The sequence below is a fragment of the Streptomyces cinnamoneus genome (genome assembly GCF_002939475.1).
Taxonomy (GTDB): domain Bacteria; phylum Actinomycetota; class Actinomycetes; order Streptomycetales; family Streptomycetaceae; genus Streptomyces; species Streptomyces cinnamoneus_A.
In genome coordinates, this window is record NZ_PKFQ01000001.1 from 658195 (window position 1) to 685136 (window position 26942).

At 73.7% G+C, this 26942-nt stretch carries 22 protein-coding genes and 3 pseudogenes; 12 read left to right on the plus strand and 13 right to left on the minus strand.

The annotated features are described in order from the left end of the window. The first annotated feature begins 511 nt into the window (after window positions 1-511). The 6 genes and pseudogenes from CYQ11_RS03105 to CYQ11_RS30955 form a co-directional block, all read left to right on the plus strand. Window positions 512-1960, plus strand: coding sequence for a hypothetical protein (locus tag CYQ11_RS03105; RefSeq protein ID WP_146104640.1), 1449 nt, complete (start codon window positions 512-514; stop codon window positions 1958-1960). Further along, window positions 1953-3356: an amidase gene (locus CYQ11_RS03110; RefSeq protein ID WP_099198969.1), complete on the plus strand. Its 1404-nt coding sequence runs from the start codon at window positions 1953-1955 to the stop codon at window positions 3354-3356. The genes CYQ11_RS03105 and CYQ11_RS03110 overlap by 8 nt, the downstream gene beginning before the upstream one ends. Next, on the plus strand, window positions 3353-4885 hold the full coding sequence (locus CYQ11_RS03115) for a glutamine synthetase family protein (protein WP_240003365.1): 1533 nt from the start codon (window positions 3353-3355) through the stop codon (window positions 4883-4885). Before CYQ11_RS03110 ends, CYQ11_RS03115 begins: the two co-directional genes overlap by 4 nt. Continuing rightward, window positions 4872-5903 (plus strand): GNAT family N-acetyltransferase, encoded by a 1032-nt coding sequence (locus CYQ11_RS03120; RefSeq protein WP_099198970.1) that lies wholly within the window; start codon window positions 4872-4874, stop codon window positions 5901-5903. Before CYQ11_RS03115 ends, CYQ11_RS03120 begins: the two co-directional genes overlap by 14 nt. Continuing rightward, window positions 5893-7863 (plus strand): annotated as a pseudogene (locus tag CYQ11_RS29920) (FAD/NAD(P)-binding protein); the annotation flags it as partial. The gene CYQ11_RS03120 and the pseudogene CYQ11_RS29920, both read left to right, overlap by 11 nt. 105 nt (window positions 7864-7968) lie before the next feature. Continuing rightward, window positions 7969-9303, plus strand: a pseudogene (locus CYQ11_RS30955) (nitrosuccinate lyase); the annotation flags it as partial. A gap of 70 nt (window positions 9304-9373) precedes the next feature. On the opposite strand, the pseudogene CYQ11_RS03130 reads toward CYQ11_RS30955, so the two are convergent. From CYQ11_RS03130 to CYQ11_RS03145, 4 genes and pseudogenes are all read right to left on the minus strand, one after another. Continuing rightward, window positions 9374-9626, minus strand: a pseudogene (locus CYQ11_RS03130) (SCO4226 family nickel-binding protein). 265 nt (window positions 9627-9891) lie between these two features. Continuing rightward, complete coding sequence (locus CYQ11_RS03135) at window positions 9892-10833, minus strand: NADP-dependent oxidoreductase (RefSeq protein WP_420894508.1); 942 nt, start codon at window positions 10831-10833, stop codon at window positions 9892-9894. A gap of 120 nt (window positions 10834-10953) precedes the next feature. Continuing rightward, window positions 10954-11475: an SRPBCC family protein gene (locus CYQ11_RS03140; protein ID WP_099198973.1), complete on the minus strand. Its 522-nt coding sequence runs from the start codon at window positions 11473-11475 to the stop codon at window positions 10954-10956. 125 nt (window positions 11476-11600) lie between these two features. Then, window positions 11601-12344 (minus strand): 2OG-Fe dioxygenase family protein, encoded by a 744-nt coding sequence (locus CYQ11_RS03145; protein ID WP_181143556.1) that lies wholly within the window; start codon window positions 12342-12344, stop codon window positions 11601-11603. A 498-nt stretch (window positions 12345-12842) separates the two neighbouring features. Here CYQ11_RS03145 and CYQ11_RS03150 point away from each other — a divergent pair, with 498 nt between their 5' ends. Together CYQ11_RS03150 and CYQ11_RS03155 are read left to right on the plus strand one after the other, a co-directional pair. Beyond that, window positions 12843-13421 carry a DUF3291 domain-containing protein gene (locus tag CYQ11_RS03150; RefSeq protein WP_099198975.1) on the plus strand — a complete coding sequence of 193 codons (579 nt, stop codon included), beginning with the start codon at window positions 12843-12845 and terminating at the stop codon, window positions 13419-13421. 119 nt (window positions 13422-13540) lie between these two features. After that, window positions 13541-14344: an aminotransferase class IV family protein gene (locus CYQ11_RS03155; RefSeq protein WP_099198200.1), complete on the plus strand. Its 804-nt coding sequence runs from the start codon at window positions 13541-13543 to the stop codon at window positions 14342-14344. Between the two features lie 108 nt (window positions 14345-14452). On the opposite strand, the gene CYQ11_RS03160 is transcribed toward CYQ11_RS03155, so the two are convergent. After that, on the minus strand, window positions 14453-15214 hold the full coding sequence (locus CYQ11_RS03160; protein ID WP_099198976.1) for a CbtA family protein: 762 nt from the start codon (window positions 15212-15214) through the stop codon (window positions 14453-14455). Window positions 15215-15232: 18 nt separating this feature from the next. After that, window positions 15233-15457 carry a CbtB domain-containing protein gene (locus tag CYQ11_RS03165; RefSeq protein WP_099198977.1) on the minus strand — a complete coding sequence of 75 codons (225 nt, stop codon included), beginning with the start codon at window positions 15455-15457 and terminating at the stop codon, window positions 15233-15235. Between the two features lie 301 nt (window positions 15458-15758). Here CYQ11_RS03165 and CYQ11_RS03170 point away from each other — a divergent pair, with 301 nt between their 5' ends. From CYQ11_RS03170 to CYQ11_RS03180, 3 genes are all read left to right on the plus strand, one after another. Next, the gene (locus CYQ11_RS03170; protein WP_099198978.1) at window positions 15759-16364 is read left to right on the plus strand and encodes a histidine phosphatase family protein; all 606 of its coding nucleotides are present in this window, start codon (window positions 15759-15761) and stop codon (window positions 16362-16364) included. 165 nt (window positions 16365-16529) lie between these two features. Next, on the plus strand, window positions 16530-17945 hold the full coding sequence (locus CYQ11_RS03175) for a serine/threonine-protein kinase (protein ID WP_205041797.1): 1416 nt from the start codon (window positions 16530-16532) through the stop codon (window positions 17943-17945). A 74-nt stretch (window positions 17946-18019) separates the two neighbouring features. Next, window positions 18020-19258 (plus strand): DUF6777 domain-containing protein, encoded by a 1239-nt coding sequence (locus tag CYQ11_RS03180; RefSeq protein WP_099198979.1) that lies wholly within the window; start codon window positions 18020-18022, stop codon window positions 19256-19258. Here the strand turns inward: CYQ11_RS03180 and CYQ11_RS03185 are convergent. The 5 genes from CYQ11_RS03185 to CYQ11_RS03200 all read right to left on the minus strand — a co-directional run bounded on the left by CYQ11_RS03185 (window position 19206) and on the right by CYQ11_RS03200 (window position 24610). Next, the gene (locus tag CYQ11_RS03185; protein WP_099198980.1) at window positions 19206-20324 is read right to left on the minus strand and encodes a ferritin-like domain-containing protein; all 1119 of its coding nucleotides are present in this window, start codon (window positions 20322-20324) and stop codon (window positions 19206-19208) included. The two genes, CYQ11_RS03180 and CYQ11_RS03185, sit on opposite strands and share 53 nt — an antisense overlap. After that, window positions 20321-22219, minus strand: a complete 1899-nt coding sequence (locus tag CYQ11_RS03190) for a GMC family oxidoreductase (RefSeq protein WP_240003367.1) — start codon at window positions 22217-22219, stop codon at window positions 20321-20323. The genes CYQ11_RS03185 and CYQ11_RS03190 overlap by 4 nt, the downstream gene beginning before the upstream one ends. After that, entirely contained in the window at window positions 22216-22698 is a 483-nt protein-coding gene (locus CYQ11_RS30135; RefSeq protein WP_240003368.1) for a hypothetical protein, read from the minus strand. The genes CYQ11_RS03190 and CYQ11_RS30135 overlap by 4 nt, the downstream gene beginning before the upstream one ends. A gap of 118 nt (window positions 22699-22816) precedes the next feature. Next, window positions 22817-23758, minus strand: a complete 942-nt coding sequence (locus tag CYQ11_RS03195) for a threonine/serine dehydratase (protein ID WP_099198982.1) — start codon at window positions 23756-23758, stop codon at window positions 22817-22819. A 264-nt stretch (window positions 23759-24022) separates the two neighbouring features. Then, window positions 24023-24610: a TetR/AcrR family transcriptional regulator gene (locus CYQ11_RS03200; protein WP_240003369.1), complete on the minus strand. Its 588-nt coding sequence runs from the start codon at window positions 24608-24610 to the stop codon at window positions 24023-24025. 91 nt (window positions 24611-24701) lie between these two features. Here CYQ11_RS03200 and CYQ11_RS03205 point away from each other — a divergent pair, with 91 nt between their 5' ends. After that, window positions 24702-25145: a nuclear transport factor 2 family protein gene (locus tag CYQ11_RS03205; protein WP_099198984.1), complete on the plus strand. Its 444-nt coding sequence runs from the start codon at window positions 24702-24704 to the stop codon at window positions 25143-25145. On the opposite strand, the gene CYQ11_RS03210 is transcribed toward CYQ11_RS03205, so the two are convergent. Together CYQ11_RS03210 and CYQ11_RS03215 are read right to left on the minus strand one after the other, a co-directional pair. Continuing rightward, window positions 25090-25653 carry a cupin domain-containing protein gene (locus CYQ11_RS03210; protein ID WP_099198985.1) on the minus strand — a complete coding sequence of 188 codons (564 nt, stop codon included), beginning with the start codon at window positions 25651-25653 and terminating at the stop codon, window positions 25090-25092. The two genes, CYQ11_RS03205 and CYQ11_RS03210, sit on opposite strands and share 56 nt — an antisense overlap. A gap of 29 nt (window positions 25654-25682) precedes the next feature. Continuing rightward, complete coding sequence (locus CYQ11_RS03215; protein WP_099198986.1) at window positions 25683-26900, minus strand: cytochrome P450; 1218 nt, start codon at window positions 26898-26900, stop codon at window positions 25683-25685. Between the last annotated feature and the right edge of the window lie 42 nt (window positions 26901-26942).

The window sequence follows — 26942 nt, forward strand, 5'->3', positions numbered from 1 at the left end:
GAGCGTATTCCTATCACAACGTTCCGGCGATAGGCGCCGCGGCTTGGCCGGGCTGGCCGCCATCGCTTTTGATTACGCGGCCGACGCGCCAAAGCTTTCCCTTTACCGGGGAGTCAGCCAACCGTTCGATGGTGTGATCTTGGTCACATTGTTAACCCCTGGTCTACCCGTCGTTCACGGTGCTAACGTCTGGATTTAGTGGAATTTGAAGTGGCAACAACCTCAGCGCGCTGTAATGGGCAGCGCCCAACAGGGGTGGGTGATTTCAATTCGATCCGAGGGTTTTCCTCATTTACTTGAATCGACCGCCACGCGCGCCCAGCAGTGCGGCAGCACGCAGCAGTCCTTACGCCTCGTCCTCACTCTGGACGGACGCCTTCCCGAAGAAGTCGGCCGAGCGGCCCTCACCGCGGCCGACCATTTTCTCGCCGACGAGATAACCGCCAGGGAATTACGCCTGGACCCGGCAGCCCCAGGCGTTGACCTGCTGATCCTCGACCACACCGGTCGCATGCGTTTCTTATGGGACGCAGCCGGCGCGCCGACCGGATCCCACATCGTGGGTTCCCTCGTGACCGACGAGCCGACGCGCACGGAGTTACACCGCCAATATCAGGCCCGCAAGGCGGCGGAGGAGGCGGACCGCGCCGAACTCCATAAACATGTGATGGGCCGCTCCCCCGAGGAGGTCCAGGAGGACCTGGATCGCATCGGCCACGTACTGCTGCATATGGCGCCCGTCCAGGTCTACGTGGGCGACAAATCCTTTTCGAATCTCAGCCGGTCCGGCAATCTTCCCGGAAAATCCATGGCCCCCACGGCCGCCGGAAATATCCTCGCCCGGCTCGGGGACACTCCGGTCGGAGAATGGTCCGGCGAGGAAGCAGCCTTTGTCGCGCTGGCGACCTTCCTCCTCGGCAGCGGCACCCAGGCCCGGCTCGAAGAAGTCAACGGCACCCACCTCACGTCCGCCGGTGTGGCGGCATTGATGACCGAGCGCATCCGGGGATACGGCGCCGAACCGCCCCCCACCGGCGACACCTCCACCGTCGCCCGGCTCGAAGCCCTCGCCCGCCACTGCGCGGCCGAACGGCTGGCCCACCTCGGAAACGGGACCGTCTTCTACCGGCTCATCCACGGGGCCAACCTCAACAAGACGGAGCACATGCTGCGGCCGGCCGTCGGCTACGCCGACGTTCCCGCCCCGCTGCGCGCCCTCCTGGAACGGGAGGCGGGCATCGCGGCGGACACCGCGACCGTCGAGGAGACCACGGCCGCCTTCGAGGAGCTGGGCGACGCGCTCCACACGGCCCCCGCCCCCGAGGGGTTCAGCAGCGCGTACGAAGCCCTGCTCACCCGCTTCATGACGACCCTCGCCGAGGCGACCGCCTCGGACGTCGCCATGGGCCGCGGGCCCCGCTCCTTCGCGCCCCTGGAGCCCGGCAGCACGGGGAAGGACGATCCGCTCACGCTGAAGACCAACGACTTCTTCTGCTGCGTCGCGCCCAGTCCCGCCTTCGCCGGCTCTTTCGGGGAAGACCGCACTCTCCTGGTGAAGACCCTCAGCGCCTACAGCGCCCGCATGCGCTTCAACACCTGGCACTACCTGCCGCACACCCTCGGCATCACCGACCGCGAACCGGGGCGCGACGACTGGTTCTTCGCCCCGACCATGCCGGACGTCACGCACCACTCCGACCAGCACCACACCGGACACGTCACCTTCAGCGTGCGCTATGCCATCCGGGTCCCCCTCGGCATCGACTACGCCGGCCGCCACCTGCCGGGGCTGTACGACCTGCGGCTGATGCGCGCCGCCGGCGAGCAGTACACGACGGACGACCTGCGGGCGGCCGTCGCCTCCGGCAGGGTCCTCGCCGTGCTGCACCAGGCGATGAGCCGGCACCGCGCGACCGTCCGCGACTTCGGCAACGAATGGTTCCGCGCCCTCTATGGATGACGCACTCCGTTACCTCGACACCGCCGGGCTGCGCCGCCTGTACGCGGCCCGGCAGCTGTCCCCGGTCGAGTTCACCGAGGACACCCTGGCACTGATCGCGGACCTCGACCCGGCCCTGGGCGCGTTCGTCACCGTGGCGGCCGACCGGGCCCTGGCGGAGGCCGCGCGCGCCGAGGAACGCGTCCTGCGCCTCGGCGAGGCGGCCTGGGAGGGCCGGCCGCTGCTGGGCGTGCCGCTGAGCGTGAAGGACCTGACCGCGACCGAGGGCATCCGCACCACACGCGGCTCGCTGGCCCTGCGCGACGCGGTGCCCGGCCAGGACGCGCCCGCCGTGGCCCGGCTGCGCCGGGCCGGCGCGGTCGTCCTGGGCAAGACCACCACGTCCGAGGGCGGCTGGAGCGCCGGCACCGTCAACCGTCTCGGGCCCGCGGCGGCCAACCCGTGGGACCTCTCGCGCAGCGCCGGGGGGTCCAGCGGCGGCGCGGGCGCCGCCGTGGCCGCCGGGCTGGGGATCGCGGGGACCGGCACCGACGGCGCCGGGTCGATCCGCATCCCCGCCGCGTTCTGCGGCGTGGTCGGCTTCAAACCCACCCACGGCCGCGTCCCCTACGTACCGCACTGCCCGGACCGGCTGGCACATCTGGGCCCCCTGGCCCGCACGGTGGACGACGCGGAGCTGCTGCTGCGCGTGATGGCCGGGCCCGACGCGCGCGACCCGGACTCCCTCCTCCCGCCCCACGACCCGCCCGCCGGGGACGGGCCGCTGCGCATCGCCTGGATCGAGGGGCTCACGGCCCCCGGCTCCACCGGGCCGGCGGACCGGCAGCGCGCGGCGGTCGAACGGCTCGCGGCGGCCGGACACCACGTGGAGGAGATCCCGCCGCCGTTCGGCGACGCCTACCCGGCGCTGGTCACCCTCCTGGCCGCCGCCGAGGCGGCCGCCTCCCCCGCGGCGGACGAGGCGCTGGCCGACCCCGCGCGGCTGGCCGTCGTCCGGCACGGCAGGACGCTGAGCGCGGTCCAGTTGGTGCGCGCCGAGGCCGAACGGGCCGAGCTGACGGGGAAGCTGGCGTCCTGCCTGGAACGGTTCGACGTGCTCGCCATGCCCACCGTGCCGGTGCCGCCGTTCGCCGTGGACGCCTGGCACCCCGACGCGCCCGCCTACGACGACCCCCTGGCGTGGCTGTCCTGGGCACCCGCCGCCTTCCCCTTCAACATGGCGGGCCTGCCGGCCGTCTCCGTGCCGGCCGGCTTCGGACCGGAGGGGCTGCCGGTGGGGCTCCAGCTGGCCGCCGCCCGTCACCACGACGCGCTCGTGCTGCGCGTCGCCAAAGAAGTCGAACGTGCGAACCCCTGGCGCGACGCACACCCTGGAAAGGACCGGGACCTGACGTGACCGACACCCCCCACCCGGCGGCCCGCCGCGCCTACGGCGACGTGAGCACCGGCAGCCGGGACTTCATCGCGCGCCACCACCTGTGGGACGACCGCCAGCGCACGGCCGCAGCCGAACTCGAGGCGGCCCTGGAGTCGCTGGACTTCGTACGGCTGGTGTTCGCCGACCCGCACGGCCTGGCACGCTCCAAGACGCTGACGGCCGAGGCGTTCCGCACCGTCCTGCGCAACGGCATGGACTACAGCCCCGGGCCGTTCGTCTTCGACACCGGGCACGCCACGGCGGTCGACTTCACCGTCGCCGGAGGCGGCATCGGCGTCGACGAGCTCCTGGGCGCCGGCGACTTCGTCCTGGTGCCCGACCCCCTGACCTTCCGCGAGCTGCCCTACACCGGGCCGCGGACCGGCTGGGTGATCGGTGACGAGTACCTGCGGTCCGGCGCCCCGCACCCGCTGTCCAGCCGCGCGCTGCTGCGCCGGCTCTGCGGGGAGCTGCGCGGCAAGGGGCTGGACTACGTCGTGGGGCTGGAGGTCGAGTGGTACCTGACCCGGCTCGTGGACGAGCACTACTCCGGCCAGCCCGGCGGGTTCGGCGTGCAGGGCCTGCCGCCCGCCGTCCAGCCGGTCAACGGGGGGTACCAGTTCAACCTGGACGGCCTCACCGACGCGCTGGAGCCGGTCCTCGCGCCGCTGACCCGGGCGCTGACCGACCTGGGCCTGCCCCTGCGGTCGGTCGAGCACGAATCGGGCCCCGGCCAGCTGGAGTTCACCTTCGCGCCGCAGAGCGCGCTGGACGCGGCCGACGCCATGCTGCTGTTCCGCACCACGACCAAGCAGGTCTGCGCCCGGCTGGGACACCACGCCTCGTTCATGGCGCTGCCCGGTCTCCCCGGACTGGACGCCAGCGGCTGGCACCTGCACCAGTCCCTGGCCTGTGCCGCCACGGGCGAGAACCTGTTCACCGCGCCCGACGACCGCAGTGCCCTGTCGGAGACCGGTGACCGGTTCCTGGCCGGGCTGCTCGCGCACGCGGCGGACGCGGCCCTGCTCTGCGTGCCGACCGTCAACGGCTACCGCCGGATGAACGACCGGTTCTCGCTGGCGCCCAGCCGCGCCGCCTGGTCGGTCGAGAGCCGCAGCGCGTTCCTGCGGGTGCTCGGCGCCCACGGCGACCCCGCGGCCCACATCGAGAACCGCATGGGCGAGCCCTGCGCCAACCCGTACCTCTACCTGGCGGGCCAGCTCGCGGCCGGGCTGGACGGCATGGAGCACAAGCTCGTCCCCGACGGGCCGGCCGCCGACCCCCACGACACCGCGCTGCCACCCCTGCCGCGCAGCCTGCGGGAGGCGCTCGACGCCCTTGCCGCCAGTGACTTCTACCGGCAGGTGCTCGGCGCGCCCCTGACAGAGTGTCTGCTTCGGCTGAAGACCAGCGAACTGCGGCGGTACACGGCGTGGCAGGCCGGCGCCGCGGCGGACGATGCACATGTATCCGAATGGGAGCACCGTGAGTACTTTGCGACGTACTGAGACCTACCGCACGCGCGTCGTCCGCACCGTCGAGGACCTGGCCCCGGAGACCACCGAGCTCGCCGCTGCCGCCGGCGCCTCGGAGTTCTACTACGGCCACGAGTTCCTGCGCGCCTACGAACGCGAGCCCATCCAGCCGGTGCACGCGGTGTACTACATCGAGGTGCTCGACGAGGACGACCGCGTCATCGCGCTGACGCCCTGCTACGTGCAGGGCGACCCGCTGCGGGCCCTGGGGATGGGTCCCGACGAGAAGGCGCTGCTCAGCCACGTCTGGCACTGCAGCGACACCCAGCTGGCCAGCACCCGCACCGACTCCCGGGTCGCGGGGGCGATCGTGGCGCGCATGCGGGAGATCGCGGCCTCCGCCGGCCTCGCGCGCTGCGGCTTCATCAACGTGGCCACCGGCTCGCCCTCCGCGCTGGCGCTGGAGGGCGCCGGGCTGACCGGGACCGATCTGGACACGCGCTACACCGTCGACCTGGCCGCCGCGGGCAGCTGGGAGGGCTACCTGTCCACACTGCGCTACAACGCCCGTCGCGAGTACGCCCGGCAGCTGCGCCGTGCCGACGACTGCGGCGTGAAGGTCACCGAGCGGGTGCCGGACGGCGAGGAGGACCCGCAGAGCCTGCAGATCTTCGAAGTGCTGATGGCCAACGTCGGGTCGGCCGGCTACTACAGCAAGGAGCGCATCGCCGCGTTCCTGCGCTACACCCGCAAGGGCGCCCGCATCATCGAGGTCACCATGGACGGCGAGATCATCGCCAAGGCGGTGGTCTTCCTGGAGACGAAGAAGATCCACGCCTGGGCGGGCGGGTACGACCGCAACGCCGACGTGGCGAGCGGCCGCCCGTTCAGCTCCTACTACGTGCTGATGTCGGCCATCATCAAGCTCGGGCTGCGGGCCGGTGTGCCCACGCTCGAAGGGGGCCGTCGCAACGGCGAGTTCAAGGTCCGCTACGGGATGCGGCCCCAGCCGCTCAAGGCCTACATGACCGATGTGCGGCATGGAGAGTGACGCGTTACGGGTGTGCCTGGTGGGCGCCGGCCCCCGTGGTCTGTCGGTCCTTGAACGACTGTGCGCCAACGAGCGCAAGAGCGCCCTGCACACCGCCGTCACCGTCCACGTCGTCGACCCCGCCCGGCCCGGCGCCGGCCAGGTCTGGCGCACCGGACAGTCCCGACACCTGCTGATGAACACCGTGGCCTCGCAGGTCACAGTGTTCACCGACGACAGCGTGGAGATCGAGGGCCCGGTCGAGACGGGCCCGTCCCTGTACGAGTGGGCCGCCGCCGTCGCGGCGGCCGGCGGCCCGCCGGGCCCGGACGGCGACGTGCGGCCCGGCGCGATCGATGCGGAACTGCTGGCCGAGACACGGCGGCTGACGCCCGACTCCTATCCCACCCGGGCCCTCTACGGCCGGTACCTGGAGGACGTCTTCGACCAGGTGGTCGCCCAGGCGCCGCCGCACGTCTCGGTGGTCGTCCACCGCCGGCGCGCGGTGGGGCTGGAGGGCGACGGCGACGCGCAGACGGTGCTGCTGGCGGACGGCTCGCGCCTGTCCGGCCTGGACGCGGTGGTGCTGGCCCAGGGCCACGTCCCGGAACTCCCCGACGCCCGGGCGGTCCACACCGCCCGGCAGGCGCGCTCGCGGGGGCTGCTGCTCGTCCCCCCGGGCAACCCCGCCGACGCGGACCTGTCGGCTGTCCAGCCCGGCGAGCCGGTGCTGCTGCGGGGCCTGGGCCTGAACTTCTTCGACCACCTCGCCCTGTTCACCCTCGGCCGCGGCGGCTCGTTCGAACGCGGCGCCGGGGGCCGGCTGGTGTACCGGCCGTCGGGCCGCGAACCGCTCCTGTACGCCGGGTCGCGGCGCGGCGTCCCGTACCACGCGCGCGGCCGGAACGAGAAGGGCGCCCACGGGCGGTACGAACCCCGGCTGCTCACCCTCGCCGAGGCCCTGCGGCTGCGCGGCGTCCGCGGCGGGACGGGCCGGCAGCGCTTCGAGGCCGACCTGTGGCCACTGATCAGCCGCGAGGTGGAGGCCGTCTACTACCGGACCCTGCTGGCAGACCGGCTCCCGGACGGGGAGGCGGAGCACTTCGCGGAGCAGTACCTCGGCACGGCCGGCGCCCGGCAGCGGGAGGACCTCCTGACGCGGTACGCGCTCACCGGCGGCGAGCGCTGGGACTGGGACCTGATCGAACGCCCCTACGGCGCCCGGCGGTTCACCGGCCGTGCGGACTTCCGTGCCTGGCTGCTGGAGCACCTGGCCGCCGACGTGGCCCACGCCGAGGCCGGCAACGTCAGCGGTCCCCTGAAGGCGGCGCTGGACGTCCTGCGGGACCTGCGCAACGAGATCCGCACGGCCGTGGACCACGGCGGGCTGGAGGGCGACTCCCACCGGGACGCGCTGGAGAAGTGGTACACCCCGCTCAACGCCTACCTGTCCATCGGCCCGCCGGCCAGCCGCATCGAGGAGCTGGTGGCGGTCATGGACGCCGGGCTGCTGGAGATGACGGGGCCGGCCAGCCGCATGGGTCTCGCCCCGGACGGCTCCGCCTTCGTCGCCGACTCCCCCGTGGTCCCCGGCGAGCCGATCCGCGCCCGGGTGCTCGTCGAAGCCCGGCTGCACCAGCCCGATCTGCGCCGCACCGCCGACCCGCTGCTGCGCGGCCTGCTGGAGGGCGGCTCGGCCCGCCCGTACGCCGTCGCGGCCTCCGGCGGCGCCCCCTACGAGACCGGGGGGCTGGCCGTCACCGAGCGGCCGTACCACGTGGTGGACGCCCGGGGCCGGCCGCACCCGCGGCGGTTCGCTTACGGCGTGCCGACGGAGGCCGTGCACTGGGTCACCGCCGCGGGCATCCGGCCGGGCGTCAACTCGGTCACGCTCGGCGACTCCGACGCCATCGCGCGCGCCGTGCTGGACCTCCAGCCGGCAGCGCCCCTCAGCAGGACCCCGAAGACGGAGGAGACGACGGTGGACGACACGACGGCCGACGGCCCCCGGACCAACGCCCTGCCGCACCTGCTCGACTCCGGGCTGCTGTCCCCCGTACGGGCCGGCACCCCCGTCGAGGCGGCCGTCAGCGACGCCGCCTGGATCCAGGCGATGCTGGACGCCGAGGCCGCGCTGGCCCGCACCCAGGCCCGCCTGGGCACGGTGCCCGCCTCCGCCGCCGCGGCCATCACGGCGGCGGCGCGGGCGGACCTGCTCGACGCCCGGGAACTGGCGCTGGCCTGCCGGGAGACGGCCAACCCCGTGGTCGGGCTGATAGCCGCCTTCACCGACGTGGTGGCGGCCGAGGACCCGGCGGCGGCCCCCTACGTGCACCGCGGCTCCACCAGCCAGGACATCCTCGACACCGGGATGATGCTGGTGGCCGCGCGGGCACTGCGGCTGATCCGCACGGACCTGGCACGGGTCACCGCCGCGCTGGCCCGGCTGGCCGCCGAGCACCGGGACACCCCGATGGCCGGACGCACCCTCGCCCTCCAGGCGGTGCCGATCACGTTCGGACTCAAGGCGGCCGGCTGGCTCCAGCTCGTCCGCGAGGCCGACGAGCGGCTCGCCGCCCTGCTGGACACCGGCCTGCCGGTGTCCCTCGGCGGCGCGGCCGGCACGCTGGCTGGCTACCTGGAGCACGCGGCGGAAGCCCACCAGGGGCCGGGCTGGGACGCGCCGGCCTATCTGGCCCGGCTGACCGCCACCTTTGCCGACGAGACGGGCCTGGCCCGCCCCGCCCTGCCGTGGCACGTGCTGCGCACCCCGGTCGCCACGCTGGGCGCGGCCCTGGCGCTGACCACCGGGGCGCTGGGCAAGATGGCCGTCGACGTGCAGACGCTGTGCCGGGACGAGATCGCCGAGCTGGCGGAGCCGGCCGTGGCGGGGCGCGGTGCCTCCTCCGCGATGCCGCACAAGCGCAATCCCGTGCTGGCCACGCTCATCCGCAGCGCCGCGCTGCAGACCCCGGCGCTGGCCTCCGTGCTGGGTGCGAGCCTGCTCTCGGAGGACGAGCGCTCGGCGGGGGCCTGGCACGCCGAGTGGGAACCGCTGCGCCAGTGCCTGCGACTGGCCGGCGGCGCGGCCCACACGGCGGCGGAACTCACCGAGGGCCTCCAGGTCCGGGCCGACCGGATGCGCGGGAACCTGACGCTGACGGGCGGCCGGATCGCCTCGGAACGCCTGAGCGCGCACCTGACCCCCCGCCTGGGCAAGTCCGCGGCGCGCCGCCTCCTCGACGAGGCCACCGCCCGGACCGCGCGGACCGGCCGCCCGCTCGACAGCGACCCGGAGCTCCTCGATCTGCTGCCTCCGGAAGAGCTGAGGGCCCTCCTCGACCCGGCCGCCTACACGGGCGCGGCGGGCGCCCTGGTCGACGAGGCGCTCGCCGGGGGCGGCGCGGAGCGGGTGGGCTGACGCGCGGGCACTTCGGCCTCCCGTCACCCGGCGGGCCCCGCCATCGCGCGGGGCCCGCCGGACCGGGGCGTCAGGAGACCTCCATCGTCACCGGGTGCACTTCCGTGGGCGGATGCCCCGCCCGCTCGTGGATCCGCTTGACGGCGTCCGCCGAGGGCGCCTCCGACAGGCAGTAGAACGACGCCTGCCTTCGGGTCCGCCCAGGCGCGCTCGAAGCGCACGCCCTCCTCGCGCTCGATCGCCTGGTCGGCCCGGTGCGCCGCCGCCAGTTGTTCCTTGGTGATGCCTTGCATGTCGCGATGGACGTCCATGAACTTGGCCATCGCCCACCACCTCCCGGCTTGAGGAAGCTCCTCCTTCCATCGTGCGCGCGCGGGTGCCCGTATGCGACCGGGACCGGTCGCGCCGCCGTCGGGGGCGTTGCGCCGTGCGGAAGACGCAGGCGTCCCCGTGCGGCAGCGGGGTCGGCACCCGGTCCGACGCACGAGGCCGTCGCCGCCCCGTCCTCGGGTGGTCGTCTCCAGGAGGAACTCACCTCCGCTGAACGCGTTCACGTCGGCGATCCCAGGTCCGGCCGGCCGGTGGCGGTCAGGGCACCGTCAGCACGATCTTCCCGGTCAGATGGCCGTGCTCGCTGGCGCGGTGGGCCTCGGCCGCCTCGGCCAGCGGGTACTTCCGGTGGATGGGCAGTTGCAGGATGCCCGCGTCGTGCAGCGCCAGCGCGGCCGTGAGGGCCGGTACGGCCGTCGTGCTCGCGCCGTCCGGCGCGGCCGGGGCGCCGGAGCTGAAGCGCACGCCGTGGCGGGCGGCTCCCCCGGCGTCGGCGATGGTCACCACGCGGCCGGGGTCGCCGGTCAGCTCGACCGACACCCCGACCGCGTCGCCCTTGCCGACGGCGTCCAGCGCCGCCGCCACCCCTTCCGGGGCCGCCTCGCGCACCCGGTCCGCCAGCCCCTCCCCGTACTCGACGGGGATGGCGCCCAGCCCGCGCAGGTACTCGTGGTTGAACCGGCTCGCCGTGCCGATGACCCGCACTCCTCGCGAGCGGGCCAGCTGCACCGCCAGGGTGCCGACCCCGCCGGCCGCGCCGTGGATCAGCAGCGTCTCGCCCTCGCCGACGCCCAGCTCCGCAAGCGTGCGCCAGGCCGTCTCCGCGGCCACCGGCAGGGCGGCCGCCCGCTCCCAGCACAGCGAGACCGGTTTGACGACCAGCTCGTCGGCCCTGGCCAGGGCCTGCTCGGCGTAGGCGCCGGTGAGGGTGCGGCCGAGGACCGTGTCCCCCGCCTGCACCCCGGCGACGCCCTCGCCGACGGCCTCGACGACCCCAGCCGCCTCCACGCCCGGGATGTGCGGGAGGGCGAGGGGGAAGACCTCGGCCAGGCCGCCGCCGCGGAGCTTGTGGTCGAGCGGGTTGACGCCGGCCGCGCGCACGGCGATGCGGACCTGGCCCGGGCCGGCCACGGGCATGTCGACGTCGACGAGCCGGAGCACGTCGGCGGGGCCGTAGTCGCTGAAGGCGACGGCCTTGATCTTGGTCATGGCATCACCATGAGCGAAGAACCGCCGATTCCGTACCAGGCGTGCCGCTTCGCCTCGCAATCACTGCCCGTCCTCCGCATCGGACGGGGCTCGCACGTGCCCCGGAAGTCGTCACTCCCCCGCTTCGGCGATCTCCCGGACGCCCCGCAGGGTGGCCTGGATGCCGGTGCGGAGCTCACCGAGGCGCATCTCCACGATCGCCTCCTCCTTCTCCGGCGCCCGGTCGATCGCGAGGCTGGCCCCGGACCGGCCGGGGCCGACACGGACGGACTGCCGCAGCAGGACGCCGTCACCCTCGGGCTTGAGTTCGAACATCCAGGTCGCCAGCGGCTCGTCGGGGTCACCCCCGTACCGGCCGTCGGGGTCCGTGACCTCCCAGCAGAACCGTCTCTCCGGCTCCAGCTCCACCACGCGGGAGATCGTCCGCCACTCCCCCACGAGCGGATGGCGGTTGTACCCCTCGAAGCGGGCACCGGGCTCCGGTGCCGTGGCGCCGTCCAGCCACCCCGTGCGCTGGAGCTCGGGGCTGAGCCGGGCGGGCAGGCCGATGTCGGTCACCAGGTGCCACACCCGGCCGGGGGCAGCGTCGATGTGGACCTCCTCGTGAACGCTCGGGCCGTCTGCGTACCGCATGTGATCTCCTGACTGCTGGGCTGTTCGTTTCGAGTACCGAGTCGTCGGCGACTACTCGGTCCGTAGTCAAAGGGGTCTCCCGGGCCGTTCGTCACCCCTACCGGCCCCGTCCGCGCGCCCGCGGCTCACCTTCGGACGTCGCCGCCGAAGAAGTCGACGAGCAGCATGTCGCGTACGCCCGTCCGCGCGCCCGGCGTGGGCGTGAGCGGTGAGACCCCGTGCAACACCCGCCGGTCGTCGAGGACGATCGTCTCCCAGGGGGACTCCAGCGACGCCCGGTACACCGGCGTGCGGTCGAGGTCGTAGAGGCAGGACTCCGCGCCCCGGACGTCCGCCCGGCCGATCAGCACCTGGGCGACGTAGCAGTGTCCGTCCTGGTGGACGCCCTCCGGGGCGGGGAGGCCCTCGGCGTCCGGGGTGGCGGTGACACGGATCTGGTGGATGCCGCAGGTGTCGATGCCGGTGCGCGGGCCGGGGAGGTGCTCCCACAGCGTACGGACCACCGTGCGCAGCGCGGCGCCCTGTGCCACGCCGCCGTCCAGCGGTGCGAACATCCGCGCCACGCCGCCGTGCACCTTGTTCACGGCCCGGTCCTGGAAGAACGGAACGTGCGGCAGCGGCTCCAGGAGACCGTCGCCGACGCGGAACCTGCCGTAGCGGCGGAAGCGGTAGGGCGGGTCCGCGGCGACGTGGGTGTCCGCGGGCAGGTCGTTCCAGGATCCGGTGAACTCGGCCACGGAGTCCGGGGGTATGCGCCCGAGTGCCGCCGTGAGCAGCGCGGGCGTGTGGTGGGTGAAGGGCGCGGGCTGCCCTGACGCTCCTCCGGCCGCCGTTCCGTCGCCGGATCCCACGGCAAAGCTGTACGACATGACGCGTTCCCCCCGTGCCAACTGCGTTCCCTGGCACCACGGTACCTGCCGCTCCCGGCGCGTCCAGCGGGGGCGTACAGGGCAACCGGCCGACGTGAGGGGACAGTCGCGAGCCCCGTTCATCCGCTTGCGCGGACGGGGAGGATCTGGCGGGCCAGGCGCCGCCCCTTCGCACCCCGGCAGGTCATCGCGGCGGGCGGCCTTGTCCAGGCAACGCCTCGCCACCCCAGCTCCCTTGAGGGCGTCCGCAAGAGGGCATTCGGACAGGGAAAAGGCAACTTAGACAGGGCCTGCGGCGGGGGGCTATGTTCTCCTCACATTCGGCGCCGCCCACAGCCGCACAGGGGTTCCATCAGCCTGAGTCACCAGCAAGGGGACGAGCCGACCACCGCCACGGCTCCCCGCCCCCCACGCGCCAGGCGCCGAATCGAGTCCGCTCCCGGACAGCGAGACCGTCAGGGACTTCCCCACCAGGCCCCCTCAGCCAGGGAGATACGCATGCCCCATCTTGCTCTGTACACGTTCGGCGTCCTGAAGTCACCCCTCGCCGATCCCGCACGTCTTACGCAGGAGTTCTACGAAAGCGGTGAGGCCGTCTACCGGGAGATCGGCCAGCACCCCGGATACATCGCTCATGCTGAACCGGCAGAGCACAGCCGAGGCGCACTTTTCGGCTCGGACTGGGGTGCATGGGGAGAGTTCGCTGTTCCGGCCTGGTACGGGAAGGGCCGCACTGCGGAAACCACCGCCCTGGCCGCGACCCTCTCACTCTGGACCGACCTGGGATCCGCCATCGACGCCGTCTACACCGGTCTGCACCGCGTGGCGCTCAACAGGCGTCACGACTGGTTCGAGAGGACGGGACACCCGAGTCACGTGTCCTGGTGGGTCGCCGACGGCGCGATACCCACCTGGCAGGACGGGGTCACCAGGCTGGAACACCTCCACGACCACGGCTACGCACCGCACGCCTTCACCTTCCACCACTCGTTCGATCCGGCCGGAACACCGGCCCGGCTCAAAGGCATCGGGCCGAAGGGCGACATGTCCGTGCCCGACTCGCCTCCACGCGGCTGACGATGCGCGCGACCTGCCCGCGCAGGGGGTTGACCTTCTCATCGATGTCAACGTCTAAGGTCGCTCCCGGGCGAAGGCCGCTTCCCCGTCCGCTCGATCCCGTACTGCTGGAGTGCCGCATGACCACCTTTGTTGCCCAACGTAACGGCCGGGCGGCGACCGCCGAGGAGTTGGCGCCTCTCGCCTTCGCGGGCTACGCCCACTTCACCGCCATGCAGGTGCGGGACGGCCGGGTCCGGGGTCTCGACCTCCACCTGGAGCGGCTGCGGTTCGCCTCCCTGGAGATGTTCGGGCGGGCGGTGCCCGACGAGCGGGTGCGGGCCCACCTCAGGACGGCGCTGGAGGCCGGTCCGGGGGACGTCTCGCTGACGGCCACGATGTACGCGCCCGCCCACGAGTCCGTCGCCGCCGGGGCGGCCGTGGAGCCCGACGTGCTGGTCCGCACCCGGCCGGCCGCGTCCGCGCCCGAGTGCCCGCTGGCGCTGGCGGCGGTGGAGTACGAGCGGTTCCTGCCCGCCGTGAAGCACGTCGGTGAGGTGGCGAAGGTGTACACGCCCCGTCAGGCCGTCGGACAGGGCTTCGACGACGCCGCGTTCGTCGACCGCCGGGGCCGGCTGAGTGAGGCGTCGATCTGGAACCTGGCGTTCTGGGACGGCGAGGCGGTGGTGTGGCCCGAGGCCGAGATGCTGACGGGGACCATGATGGGCGTCGTCCGCCGGCAGCTGGACCGGCTCGGTGTCCCCCAGCGCCTCCAGGAGGTCACGCTCGCCGACCTGCCGGCGCTGTCCGGTGGCGTCGTCATGAACTCCTGGTCGCCGGGCGTGGCGGTGAAGCGGATCGGCTCGGTGGCCCTGCCCCAGGCACCGGCCTTCCTGGAGCTGCTCCACCGGGCCTACGAGGCCGAACCCCCCACCGCGCCGTGAGCGGACGTACGGCCGGACTCGCCGCGCAGCCGGCGCCGGTGAAACGACAGGGCCGGTCACGATGCCCCGAGGGCGCCGTGACCGGCCCGGCGTTCGTGCGTTCGCCCGTCAGACGGCTGCGGGCTCGGTGTCGCGCTCGGGCGCGGCCCGGCCGGCCTTCGGCACCAGCGCCCGCTCCGCCAGCTCACCGAAGATGAGCCCGAAGCCGGTCCACAGGACCAGTTCCGTGGCGAGGGAGGAGAGCCGGAACTCCCACAGCAGCGTGGCCGGGAAGCCCTCCGGCACGTTGTCCCCCGACGGCAGGAACGCGAAGGCGAGGCCCAGCACGACCACGAGGGCGAGGCCCGCGACGACCGTCGCGTACCAATTGCCCAGGCGGGGCGCCAGCCGCCGGCCCAGGATGACCGTCGCCACCGTCAGCAGCACGCTGAGCGCGATCATCAGGAAGAACAGTGCCGTGCGCTTGTCCAGGGTGTCGGGGTCGCCCACCGCCGGCGGGTTGGCCGGGTACTTCAGGAACGGCACCAGGAAGACCGCGACGAAGGCGCCCAGCGCGACCAGGGCCGCCGTGGCCCGCGGGCCGAACCGGCCGACACGGCCCAGCGCCACGCAGAACGCCAGGGCGGCGATGCCGCCCAGGGCGACGCCGTAGACCAGGATGCCCGTGGCCAGCCCACCGGTGGACTGAAGGGTGCGGCTGACCAGTTCCACGCCGTCGCCGTGGTCGTGGCTGTGCGCCTCCTCGAAGGCGATGGCCGAGTCCACATGGGGCTCGCCCAGCAGATAGGCGGTGATCAGGGCCAGCACCCCGGTGGCGAGACCGGCCAGCATGCCGCGGACCAGCAGGGTCCGGACGGATACGGAGTTCACGAGTTCGTACCCCTGGTCTCAGTGGCAGGGGAAGCCGAGCAGATGACGGCCGTCGTGGACCCACTCGTGCACGCCCTCGCCGGAGATGAGCGCGGTGGCGCCCTGCTCCGCGCCGACGAAGTAGAGCAGGACCAGCATGAGGACGCCGACGAAGGCGGCCCACGGGGCGATCGCCTTCAGGGAGATCGGGGCGATCTCGGGTATGGCGGGGCTGCCGGAGACAGGGGCGGCGGACTGGGCCATGACAGAACCTCCTGGGGAACACGCGTCCCGATCGTTGGTGCGGACGACGGTGTCGGGTCTGACTCCCCCGCCCCCGCCCCGGTGATCGCCGGGGCCCTGTCGGGATTACAGTGGCGCGACCGTGCCGGATTCGCACCGGCTTCCGAGCGCACCGTCGTCATGTACACGCGACCGTACCGCCTGGTGAATCACCGCGCTACGGCGTGCGGGCGCGCACACCCGGCGCACACGCCGCCCGATGCGGTGGCCCACCGGGCGCCGGGACCCAAGCGCCCCCGGAAGCACGGGAGGAGGACACCCCATGACCCTGCGTGTGATCTTGATCTCGCCCGCCAGCGGCTCCGCCCTGCGCGAGGTCCGCTTCGACGACGACGGCCCGCTGGAGGAGGCGGGTCTGCGCGGCGCCCGTGCCGTCGCCGGCACGCTGCCGCGCGCCTCCCTCGTCCTCACGGCTCCGTCCACCCGCTGCCGTCTGACCGCCTCCGCCCTCGGCCTGGACCCGCGGGTCGCACCGGAGCTGCGGGACCTGGACGCCGGGAGCTGGCGCGGCCGCACCCTGGACGAGGTGTTCGCCGCCGAGCCGGAGGCGGTGGCGGCCTGGCTGGCCGATCCCGGCGCGGCGCCGCACGGCGGTGAGTCCGTGACGGAGCTGGTGGGCCGCGCCGGCGCCTGGCTGGACGAGCGGTCCGGCGACGCCGGCCGGGTGCTGGCCGTGGCCGAGCCGGCGGTGGTCCGCGCGGTGCTCGTCCACGCGCTCGGCCTGCCGCCCGCGGCCTTCTGGCGCCTGGACGTCCCCCCGTTGACCGCGACCGAGCTCACCGGCCGGGCGGGCCGGTGGAACCTGCGCTGCGGCCGGCCCCTGACCGGTGCGGCGACGCCGGAGGAGCCCACCACCGGACAGCCGTGAGCTGAAAGGGCCCCCACAGCGGGAAACCCCTCAGTGCCGTCAGTCGTAACCTCACACGCCCTTCACTTGCGAGGGGAACGGTTCGAGCCACCGCCACGTCCCAGCCGGTGTGGCCCGAACGCGCACGGCTCGGTACGCCGTACGCAGGGGGAGGGGGCGTACGGCATGGAGACAGGACGGAACCATCCGCTGGTGGCCGGGCGCTACCGGCTCCTGGAGCAGCTGGGGCACGGCGGGATGGGGGTGGTCTGGCTCGCGCTCGACGAGGTACTGGACCGCGAGGTGGCGGCGAAGGAGGTCCGGGCGCCGGAGCACCTCGGCGACGACGAGGTGCGGGTGCTCTACGCGCGGCTGAAACAGGAGGCCCGCGCCGCCGCGCGCATCACGCACCCGGGCGTCATCACCGTGCACGACGTGGTCGAGCAGCAGGGACGCCCCTGGATCGTGATGGAGCTGGTGCGCGGCCAGTCCCTCGACCAGGTGCTCCGTCAGGAAGGAGTGCTCGAACCCAAGGAGGCCGCCCGGATCGGTGCGGCGCTGTTGCAGGCGCTGCGCGCCGCCCATGCCGTCGGTGTGCTGCACCGCGACGTCAAGCCGGCGAACGTGCTGCTGGAGCCGGGGGGCCGCGTGGTGCTCACCGACTTCGGGATCGCCCTCGTCGAGGGGGCCGGCACCCTGACGCGCACCGGTGATCTGGTCGGCTCCGCCGAGTACCTCGCCCCGGAGCGGGCGCAGGGCCGGCGGCCGGGCATCCCCTCGGACCTGTGGTCGCTGGGCACCCTGCTGTACGTCGCGGTCGAGGGGGTGTCCCCGTTCCGGCGCGGCGACCCGCTCGGCACCCTGCGGGCCGTGGTCGACGACGAGCCCTCCCCGCCGCGGCGCGCTGGTCCGCTGACGCCGCTGCTGGAAGGGCTGATGCGCAAGGACCCGGACGCCCGCATGGGCTCGGCGGAGGCGGAGCGGCTGCTCGACGCGGTCGCGAGCGGGCAGCTGACCCAGGCTCCGGGATACACGCCCACGACCTTCGACCGGCGGTCGGTGCGGGAGCCGGGCGGAACGGCGGGGAGCACGGTGCGGGGCGGGGCGCCGGGTCCGCCGACGCCGGTGTCCTCGGCGGCCCTCACCCGGCCGGGCCCGCCCGCCGGCTACGGCCCGGCGCCCGTCGGCGTGCCGGCCGGGCTCCAGCAGGGCGGCCTCGCGACGCCGCTCGTCGGGCCGGCTCCCGGGAACCCCGTCTTCCCCGGGCCCGCGGCACGGCCCGGCACCGGAGAGGCCGGTCAGCGCAAGGTGGCGTGGATCGTGGCGGCCGTGGTGACCCTGGTGCTCGTCGCCGGTGGCGTCGCGGCGCTGGCCGCGCTGCGCGACAGCGGCAACGGCACGTCGCCGGGCACCTCGGACGGGGGCCCCGTGGCGACGGCGACGGCCGGGCAGACGGGGGACGACGCCTCCAACGCGCAGGACCCCACGCCGTCCGCCACCGAGGCCACCGAGCCGGAACCCTCCCCCACCCCGTCCGCGACGCCGTGGAAGAGCCCCGGCCCGACCTGTGGCGGGGGATGGGTCACGTGCCAGAACCACTGAACGGGAACGGCGGAAGAGACGGATCGGCACCTCGGGGGTGGGCTGTGCAGCGGAAACGGAAGTGTCTCGTCTCGTTGCTCGCCGCGGCTGCGCTGCTCGGCGGCGCGGGTGTGGCGGGCTGCGGCAACGACACGGAGAGGAAGGCCGCCAGGATCTCCCTGGAGGCGGCGGGCGTCATCGCCCCGAAGCCGTTCATGGAGGCCCCGGACTCCGACCTCCGGGGGGTCAAGGCCGTCACGGGAGCCCGCAGCCGCGGCGCGTTCGGCGGGACGCCGGGCAGGACCCGCTGCGACAAGGCGACGCTGATCCAGCAGATCACGGCCGACAAGGTCAAGGCGGACGCCTGGGCGAAGGCGCGCGGCATCCCCGCGGACAAGATCGCGGAGCACATCAGGTCACTGACCGAGGAGATCGTCCCGGAGGACACCCTGGTCAAGAACCACAACTACGAGGGCGACGGCAAGACGGTCGCGTACCTGTCCGTCCTCCAGGTCGGCACCGCCGTGCTCCTCGACCCGTACGACAACCCCGCGGTCAAGTGCAACTGCGGCAACCCCCTGCGGCAGCCGGAGAACGGCATCGACCGCGAGGCGTCCACGTACACCGGAAAGCGGTGGGAGAGCTTCCAGAGCACGCAGGTCACGGTCATCATCGTGCGGAGCCCCGAAGAGGGGCCGCGCGAGACCCTCCCGGTCATCGACGTCCAGCATCCCGACAGGGGGTTCAACCGGCCGGCCGGCAGCGACGGTTCGACCGACAGCAAGCCCTACCCCGTCACCCCGCCGCCGTCCACCGTGCCGACGCCGTCCGGCTCGGCGCCGGGCACGGGCTCCCCGTCCGGGCCGGGCGAGCCGTCCGGGTCCGGGTCGCCGTCCACGTCGGGGACGCCGTCCGGATCCGGCGGGCCGTCGGTCCCGGGCCCGTCCTCCGGGAGGCCGTCCACGGGCGGGCCGGTCACGTCGAAGCCGCCCAGCGGCAAGCCGCCGGCGACGTCGGCCGGTCCCCCCAGGACGGGTTCCCCGGCGTCGTCCAGGCCGCCCGCCACCGGCAAGCCGCCGGTCGCCAGCCATTCGGCCGCCGCGGTGCAGCCGACCGCCGCACGGACGACGGCCGCCGCGCCCCCGGTTCACACCACCGCGGCGGCACCGCCCGCCCACACCACCGGAGCCGCGCCCCCGGCCCGCACCACGGCCGCGGCACCGCCCTTGCGGACGACCGCCGCTCCCGTGCCGTCCAGGACCGTCGCGCCCCCGGACGCCGTCACTCCCGGAGGGCAAGCTCCGCCCGGGCCCGCTCGAAGTGCCGTTCCGTGACCTCGTAGGTCGGGCTCGCGTGGAGCCCCGCGGCGCGCCTGGCGGGATCGGGGTGCGGGTTGCGGTGGAGCCGCTCGGAGAGCGCCCGCAGCTCCAGCATGGTGGGCACCGCGGCCCGCAGCACGGCGGGGGTGCCGGTGAAGGCGGCTTGCAGGACGCACAGCAGGCGGGCGTAGACCTCGTTGAAACGGTCCGCCGCCCGCCGTACGGCGCTGCCGGGCGGGTAGTGGGCGACCTTGGCCCCGGGGTCGAGGGGATAGGCGTCCTGCCACGCGACGGCGATGTCCGGGCCGGACGGTCCGCCGGCGGGGGTGTCGTACGGGCCGTACGCGCGCTCCCGGCGGATCTCGTCGAACCGGAAGTAGTGGGCGGGCTGCCGTGTCTCCCCGAACAGCTCCTCGTCCGAGTCGAAGACGGTCCCGTCGGCGCCCTCGCCCTGCTCGGTGACGACCCGTAGGGCCTTCAGGGCGGAGGCCAGGTCGGTGACCGCGAAGACCTCGCCGCCGGAGTCGTAGAAGTCCGCCGGGCCGACCTGGCGGGCCGGGTCGCCGCAGAAGAGCTCCCGTTCGCCGAGCTCGGCCGACAGGCGCAGCACACCCGCGCGAAGGGTCGCGTAGAACTGCCCTACGGACGTCCAGCCGTCGTCCTCGCCCACCGAGGGGTGGCCGGGCGGCTCCGCCACGTACGCGGGGCGTTCGATGTACAGGAAGGTCTCCAGCGCCTCGGGCCCGAAGTGGCGCAGGGCGACGGGGACCTTCTCCTTGCTGAACGGCAGCACGGCCGGATAGGAGCTGACGAAGCGGGAGTCGGCCACGAGCGCCTCGCCGCCGACCGCGCTCAGGAGGTTGGCGACGAGCGTCATGTGCAGCATCTCCTCCAGCACGACGCTCCGGATGATGTGGGAGGCGGGCCGGTTGCGGCCCGGGCGCAGGGAGTACATCGCCGTCAGGTAGGGCGGGATGGTGAGGTGTTCGAGCGTCAACGCGGCCTGGAGGAAGAGCTGGAGGTCCGCGCGGTCGCGCGGCACCCGGAACGGCGGTTCCGCGAGAACCGCGGGCTCGGTCATGGCCGTCCTTCCGGGAGCCGGAGGGCCGCCGGCCGGTGCAGCTCCGTCAGGTCGCGGTGCATCCGCTCGCAGCTGCGCAAGGTGAGGGCGGCCATCGTGAGGGAGGGGTTGGAGGTGCCGACCGAGGGCATGCTGCCGCAGCCGACGGCGTAGAGGTTGGGGTGGTCCCAGCAGCGCTGCCACGGGTCGACCACGGAGTCGGCGCGGGAGGCTCCCATGACGTGGGTGCCGGCGGCGTGACCGGCGCCCTTGAACTCGAACGCGCCGTCACCGTGGCGGAACCAGCCGGGTGCGGACGTCCCGGGGGCGTAAGCGGTGTGGTCCTCGGCCCCCAGCAGCCGGAACAGCTGGTCGGAGACGGCCTTGGCCGACGCGATGCCGCGCTTGACGTGGTCGGAGAGGTCGTAGGTGAGGACGGGCCGGGGGATGCCGAGCCGGTCGCGGTGCCGGGGGTCGACGGTCACGCGGTTGCGGCTCTCGGCGTCCTGTTCGAAGGCGAACTGGAAGCTGAACTGGCGGCCGACGAAGTGCCCCAGTTCCCGGCGCAGCCGTGCGCCGAACAGGCCCTTGCCGCGCGGCTGTGACGGGTCGCCGGTGATGCCGAGCAGCCGGGAGACGTCGCCGGACGGGGAGCCGGCCGGCCAGGACCAGCCCCAGTTGCCGATCTCGACGCGGAAGGGTGCGCGGTCTCGCCGGGCGGGGCCGGTGCGGAAGCACTCCAGACCCGAGGTGGATCCGGGCCCGCGGAACGGCCCCGCGGGGTGGTCCAGCAGTCCCCAGGTGAGCAGCACGGGGTGGTCCATGAGGTTGCGCCCGACCTGCCCGCTGGCGTCCGCGAGCCCGGAGAGCAGGAGCAGCTTGGCGTTCTCGACGGCGTGGGCGGCCAGGACGACGAGGTCCGCCTCCGCGGTGCGGGTGGTGTGCGCGGGGCTGGCGGGGTCGTCGTAGCGCTGGTACTCGACGCCGAGGACGCGGCCGTTCCCGGCGGTGAGGACCCGGGAGACCACGGCGTGGGCGACGAGGGTGACGTCGTCGCTCCATGTGGCCTGGGTCTTGAGGGGGGTGTACTTGGCCTGGACGGGACAGATGGGCACGCAGAAGGCGTGGCCGACGCAGCGCTCGCCGTAGTTGGGCGTACCGACCGCGCCCCGGGGGCGGTGGCCGCGGCCGCTGTCGTAGCCGGGGTTGGGGGTGCTGTTGCGGGCGTGGGGGGTGGTGACGACGCGCAGGGTGGTCTCGGGAGCGTCCGGTGCCTCCCGGAGCCGGACGCCGTCGAGGCGGGCGGCGATCACGGAGTCGAGGTAGCTGCGGGGGATCTTGTGCATGGGGTAGCCGTAGCCGGGCGGGAAGGGCAGGCCGATGGCGTCGCGTTGCTCGTCGGCGTCGCCGGCGACGCCCAGTTCGCGTTCGGCGGCGCGGTAGTGGGGCTCCAGGTCGTCGTAGGCCAGGGGCCAGTCCCGGCCGTAGCCGTAGGCGCGCCGGACGTGGAAGTCGTCGGGGTGCATGCGGGGCGCGAGGCCCATCCAGTGCAGGGCGGTGCCGCCGGTGGCCCGGAGGTGGTCGCTGCCGTAGGGCAGGGGGCCGTTCTGCAGGAAGTAGCCGTCGGCGCGGTAGCCGCCGTCCGGCAGGCCGGTCAGGTCGAGGACGTCGGGGAAGGGGGCCGCCGGATTGCGGCGGTAGGGCGCGTTGGGGACCTTCGCCAGGGCCGCGTGGGCGGTGTCGAGGGCGTCGAGGTGGCCGGGCCAGCTGTCGAGGGTGCGGGTGCCGGCCTCCAGGACGAGGACCCGCCAGCCGCGGTCACCCAGCCGCTTGGCGACCAGCGAGCCGGCCAGCCCGGCGCCCACCACGACGACGTCGTACCGCGGCGTGGCGGGCCGCGCCGGTCCGGCGGTCACCGGGCGTCCTCCCCCGTGCGCCGGGCTGGGGCGGGGGCGCCGGGCGGCGGGTCCGCCCAGGTGCCGAAGCCCGGGGCCTTGGCGCCGGGCGGGTGGCCGTGGAAGGTCTGCCAGACCAGTCCCTCGGTGTACGCCTCGGGTGAGACGGTGAAGGCGGTGTTGGGCTTCTCGCGGCCCAGGGCCGCGTGCACGGAGCGGGAGAGCTGGGGCCAGACGCCCAGGTACCACAGGTGGGTGATGGCGCGGGCGATGTCGCGGGACACCTCGTCGGTGAGGCCGCCGGGGTCTCCCCCGGCGGCGGCCAGGTCGTCGAGGAAGCGGCCCACCGCCGCCCGGCCCACCTGTTCGACGGTGGTGTCGTGGTAGAGGCGGACCAGGCCGGTGCCCCGCAGTGTGAACTCGTCGAAGCCGGTGAGGCGGACGCTCACGTCGACGAAGCCCGGGCATTCGGGCGGCGGTACCGGGTCGTGCGGATCCATGCGAACTCCCCCCGTCGGCTGCGTCTGCCGCATTTCTAGCGGAGAGTCCGCAATGTGCGGAAGGGTGCTGAACCCCCTTCGCCCGGCGGGGTGTTGCAACGGCGGCCCGGGTGAGGTCCTAGCGCTGCACGAGGTCGCTGGGGTCGGTGTTGGCGCCGCAGACCACCACGGCGACGCGTTCGCCGGCGGCGGGCACGTAGGCGGCCCGCTCCCCGCCGGCGAGGGCGGCGAGAGCGGTGGCCGCCGCGTGCTCCACGGCGAGCCGGCGGTCGTCCCAGAGGGTCTGGCGGGTACGCACGATCTCGTCGTCCGGCACGAGGACGGACCGCACGCCCCCGTCCCGCGCGAGGGCCAGGGCGTCCGCGGACACCCGCCGGGCACCGAGCGCGTCCGCCGCGACCGAGTCCACGGTCACGTCGACCACGCGTCCGGCGTCCAGGGCGGCGTTGAGCGCCCGGCAGTTCTCGGGCTCGACGGCGACGGTCCGGACGCCGTGGTGGCGGGCGGCGGTGGCGACCCCGGCGAACAGCCCGCCGCCGCCCACGGCGACGACGACGGTGTCGAGGCCGGGGACGCGCTCGCGGACCTCGTCGAGGAGCGTGCCGGCGCCGGCGGCGATCAGCGGGTGGTCGTAGGCGTGGCTGGGCAGGGCGCCGGTGGTGCGGGCGAACTCCTCGCAGGCGGCGAGAGCCTGGGCGTACTCGGTGCCGACCAGACGGACGTCGGCGCCGTACGAGCGGAGCTTGGCGACCTTGACGTGCGGGGCGTTCTCGGGGAGGAAGACGGTCGCCCGCACCCCTTGGGCCCGCGCGGCCCAGGCGCAGGCGAGCCCGGCGTTGCCACCCGAGGCGATGGTCACGCCCGCGGCCGGCAACGTGCCGTCCTCCTGGTGGGCGGCGAGGAAGTTGCGGGCGCCCCGGGCCTTGAAGGAACCGGTGTGCTGCATGTGCTCCAGCGCCAGCCACAGGCCGGGCGCCGCGGCGGTGACGGTCACGGGCCGCACGTGCCCGGCGACCCGGTCGGCGGCCCGCTTGACGTCGTCGTAGGTGAGGCGGTGCACGCGTGCTCCTTGGGAGGGGTGGGTGTTCCGGCGCGGACGATGAAACATAAGTGGATCTTGCACAACCCCGCCCTTTCCCTGCCACGCCCCTCCCAACCGCGCCTAGGGGGTGTCCGATGGGTCGGTGCGGGTCCTGCGGTGTCCGGTGCGGTGCATCGCAAGGCGGAGCATCTGCCTCGGACCGGGCGTCCTCGGCTGATGCGACAACGCAGCGAGGTGCCGTGCCGGGCGCCGCAGGGCCCGTGCTGACCCATCGGACACCCCCTAGGCCGCGTCCAGAAGCACCGACGCCGCCTCGCGTGCGTGGCGGGCCGGTCGGGGGTCGCCGCAGAGCGCGGCCGTCGTCATCGCGCCCTCCGCGAGCAGCAGGAACTGGTCCGCCAGTCGCGGCGGCGCGTCCGCCTCGGACACGAGGGTCGCGAGGTACCGGCGGAAGGCGTCCTTGTGCGCGCGGGCCGCGGCCGCGACGCCCGGGGAGACGGCGCCCAGTTCGCCGAAGGAGTTGACGAACGCGCAGCCCCTGAAGTCCGGTTCGGCGAACCAGAGCCCGAGCCAGTCGAAGACCGCGAGGACGCGGTCGCGACCGGCGGAGGCCCCGTGGACGTGGGCTTCCAGCGCCTCGCGCCAGCGCTCGTCGCGACGGCGCAGATAGGCCTCCACGAGCGCTTCCTTGGAGGGGAAGAGCTGGTAGAGGCGCTTGAGGGAGACGCCGGAGGCGGCACGGATCGCGTCCATGCCCACGGACTGGAGGCCCTGGCCGTAGAAGAGTTCTTCGGCGGCGTCGAGGACCCGCGCCTCGATCACCTCCGCCGCCGTCGGCGTCGTGCCGCCCATCGTCGTCTCCCCTTGCATGAGAACCATCGTTCTCCTACGCTACCGCACACGGCGGAGAACGGTCGTTCTCCGCGTTGCCCGGAAAGAGTTGCCCGGAAAGAGGAGACCCATGCCCGACACCAGGCCGCCGTGCCCGCCGTTCACCGCCGAGACCGCTCTGCGGAAGGTCAGGGCCGCCGAGGACGCGTGGAACACCCGCGACCCCGAACGGGTCGCCCTCGCCTACACCGAGGACTCCGAGTGGCGCAACCGCGACGTGTTCCTCACCGGCCGGACGGAGATCGTGGCGTTCCTGCGCGCGAAGTGGGAGCGCGAGCTGGACTACCGGCTGCGCAAGGAGCTGTGGGCCTTCACCGGCGACCGCATCGCCGTGCGCTTCGAGTACGAGTGGCACGACGCCGCCGGCCAGTGGTACCGCAGTTACGGCAACGAGAACTGGGAGTTCGACGCGAACGGGCTGATGCGGCGCCGCTTCGCCAGCGTCAACGACCTGGCCATCACGGAGCGGGAGCGGCGCGTCCTTCCCCCCGCGGGGTCATCCGCAGGGGCGTGAGCTGCTCGATGTCGTAGCGCACGCGCAGCTTGGCCACGGCCTCCTCGTCCACGGGCGGACCGGAGTTGAGGATCTCGAAGAGTTCCTCGAAGTAGCGCTCGTGGTCCGGCGGGGGCGAGGCCTGGAAGAACATGCGGGCCGGGTCCCCCGTGGGGTTGGCGAACGCGTGGGGACAGCCCGCCGGCACGACGATCACCGTGCCGGCGGTCGCGCGCACGCACCGCTGACCGCTCGGGGACTCCCACTCCCGCCAGTTGTCCCGGGTGCGGATGCGGGGCTCGAAGGCGAGGACGTCGAGCTCGCCCTCCAGGACGTAGAAGAGTTCCTCGCTGCGGGTGTGCAGGTGGGCGCCGACGTCGAAGCCGGGCGGGACGACGACCTCGAAGCTGGAGGCGGCCTTCGAGTGCTCCCCGGTGACCTTGAAGGTCACCTGCTGGGCCGGGGTGACGAGGGTGCGGCCTTCCCCAGGGGGCACGACCAGGCCGTCGGGCGCGGTGATGAGCGTCATCGTGCGAAGCCTTTCGTGTGCGGGGGCGCCTACCAGGTGACGGGCAGGCGCTCCGGGCCCCGGATGAGCGCGTCCCGCTGCCAGGGGACACTCTCCACGGGCTCCGCGAGCCGGAGACGGGGGAACCGCCGCAGCAGGGTGGCGAGGATGATCTCCGACTCCAGCCGGGCCAGCATCGACCCCAGGCAGAAGTGGGGTCCGTGCCCGAAGGACAGGTGCGGGTTGTGCTCGCGGTCGAAGTCCAGCTCGTCCGGGCGGTCGAAGACGGCCGGATCGCGGTTGGCCGTGAGGTAGGACGAGTGGACGACCTCGCCGGCCCGGATGAGGACGCCGCCCACCTCGACGTCCTCGGTGGCGACGCGGGCGAGGCCCACGGCGTTGCGGTGGGGGATGAAGCGCAGCAGCTCCTCGATCGCCTGCGGCAGCAGGCCGGGTTCGGAGCGCAGCCGCGCCGTGTGCTGCGGGTGGGTGAGCAGGGCGTAGACCATGTTGCCGCTGTTGTTGCGCACGGCGTGGGCGGCGCTGGCCTGGATGAGCAGCGCGACGGCCACGGCCTCCGCCATGCTGAGCTCGCCCTGCGTGGTGGCCTGGGCGAGGTCCCCGGCGAGGTCGTCGCGCGGCTCGGCACAGCGGTGCCCGAGCAGCTCCGTGAAGTAGGCCGCCATGTTCTCCTTGGCCTGCTCGCTGGCCTTCCGTCCGTGTCCGGCCGACAGCTGGACGTTCGTCCACTCGGCCATCCGCGGCCGGTCCTCCTCGGGGACGCCCATCAGGTCGCTGATCACGGCCAGCGGCAGCGGTCCGTTGAGGTGTTCCATCAGGTCGGCGGGCGGGCCCTGCCGCTCCATGGCGTCGAGCAGTTCGTCGGCGGCGCGCTGGGCTCCGGGGCGCAGCCGGTCGAGGCTGCGGGCGGTGAAGGCCTTGGCCACGGACTTGCGCAGCCGGGTGTGCTCGGGCGGGTCGGCGAAGCCCACCGCCTCGTCCAGCGGGATGAAGTGCGGGGCGAGCCGGGTGATCGGGCGGCCGAGCACGGCCTGCCGGCTGAAGCGCGGGTCGGACGTGACGAACTTGACGTCCTCGTAGCGGGTCACGAGCCAGGCGTGCCCCTCGCCGTGGGGCAGCTTGACCCGGGACACCGGATCGTCGCGCAGTCGGTCGGCCATGAATGGATCGAAGTCCAGGCCCTTGAGGTCCCCCACGTCCCAGAAGCGAACGGGGTATCGGTCCGGCGCTCTTTCGCTCGTGGTCATCGGCTCTCCACCCGTTCTGCATCGAGCACATCCGTCCACTGC